The organism is Priestia sp. YIM B13491 (assembly GCF_042787605.1).
In the GTDB taxonomy this organism is placed as follows: Bacteria; Bacillota; Bacilli; order Bacillales; family Bacillaceae_H; genus Priestia; species Priestia megaterium_E.
Map to the genome: position 1 here is coordinate 1 of NZ_JBHZOR010000033.1, position 1,981 is coordinate 1,981.

At 50.1% G+C, this 1,981-nt stretch carries 1 rRNA gene; it reads left to right on the forward strand.

Annotated elements, in window-relative coordinates:
* A 23S ribosomal RNA gene (locus ACFX4E_RS28180) occupies nucleotides 1-1,981 on the forward strand; the annotation flags it as partial.

Here is a 1,981-nt window from a genome sequence, read left to right on the forward strand (position 1 = left end):
GGCGTACGGTGGATGCCTTGGCGATATCAGCCGAAGAAGGACGCGGTAAGCTGCGATAAGCTACGGAGAGGTGCAAGCAACCTTTGACCCGTAGATTTCCGAATGGGGGAACCCGGCAGTGGTTATGCACTGTCACCCATAGCTTTGACTATGAGGAGGGCACCTGGGGAACTGAAACATCTAATTACCCAGAGGAAAAGTAATCAAACGAGATTTTCTTAGTAGCGGCGAGCGAACGGGAAAGAGGCCAAACCGGAGCGGGCAACCGCACCGGGGTTGAGGACAGTCATCAAGTGTAAATGAGGTAGAAGAATCGAGTTGGAAAGCTCAGCCGCAGAAGGTGAAAGCCCTGTAATCGAAACCTTGCATACATGGGACTGTATCCAGAGTACCACGAGACACGTGAAACCTTGTGGGAAGCAGGGGGGACCACCCTCCAAGCCAAAATACTGATATCGACCGATAGCGCATAGTACCGTGAGGGAAAGGTGAAAAGAACCCCTGGCGGGGAGTGAAAGAGAACCTGAAACCGTATGTCTACAAACAGTCGAAGTCTGTATATATATCAGGACGACGGCGTGCCTATTGAAGAATGAACCGACGAGTTACTGTTGCTAGCGAGGTTAAGTGGAAAACATGGAGCCGCAGCGAAAGCGAGTCTGAACAGGGCGTTCAGTTAGTGATAGTAGACCCGAAACCGTAGTGATCTATCCATGGCCAGGTTGAAGCACAGGTAAAATTGTGTGGAGGACCGAACTCGTGAGCGTTGAAAAGCTTTGGGATGAGTTGTGGATAGGGGTGAAATGCCAATCGAACACGGAGATAGCTGGTTCTCCCCGAAATAGCTTTAGGGCTAGCCTCGAGGTTGAGAGTATAGGCGGTAGAGCACTGATCGGGCTAGGGGCCATACCGGTTACCGAACCTAGTCAAACTACGAATGGCTATACTTATACTCGGGAGTCAGACAGTGAATGATAAGGTCCATTGTCAAGAGGGAAACAGCCCAGAACACCGACTAAGGTCCCAAATGTTACACTAAGTGGCGAAGGATGTGGAATTTCCAAAACAACCAGGATGTTGGCTTAGAAGCAGCCACCATTTAAAGAGTGCGTAATAGCTCACTGGTCGAGAGACTCTGCGCCGAAAATGTCCGGGGCTAAAGTGTAAAACCGAAGTCGTGTCATATGCAGCAATGTATATGGGTAGGGGAGCGTTCTCATCGGGTTGAAGCAGTACCGTAAGGAGTTGTGGACTGATGAGAAGTGAGAATGTCGGTATGAGTAGCGAAAAGAATGGTGAGAATCCATTCCACCGAAAGCCTAAGGGTTCCTGAGCAACGATCGTCGTCTCAGGGTAAGTCGGGACCTAAGCCGAGGCGGAAAAGCGTAGGCGATGGACAACAGGTTGAAATTCCTGTACCGGTGTGAATCGTTTGATCGATGGAGTGACACAGTAAGGTAGGTCAGCACGCGATTGGAAGTGCGTGTTTAAGCATGTAGGTTGAGTTATAGGCAAATCCGTAACTCTAAAAGCTGAGATGTGATGACGAGTTACTAGCGATAGTAACGAAGTGATTGATCCTACACTGTCGAGAAAAGCTTCTAGGTAGAGACACATCGCCCGTACCAAAACCGACACAGGTAGGCGGGGAGAGAATCCTAAGGTGCGCGGGAAAACCCTCGTTAAGGAACTCGGCAAAATGCCTCCGTAACTTCGGGAAAAGGAGGACTCATGTAGTGTGAAGTGCAGCAACGCATGGAGCATGAATGAGTGGCACAAGAGAGGCGCAAGCGACTGTTTACCACAAACACAGGTGCCTGCTAAAGCGAAAGCTGATGTATAGGTGCTGACACCTGCCCGGTGCTGGAAGGTTAAGAGGAGGGGTTAGACTTCGGTCGAAGCTCTGAATTGAAGCCCCAGTAAACGGCGGCCGTAACTATAACGGTCCTAAGGTAGCGAAATTCCTTGTCGGGTAAGTTCC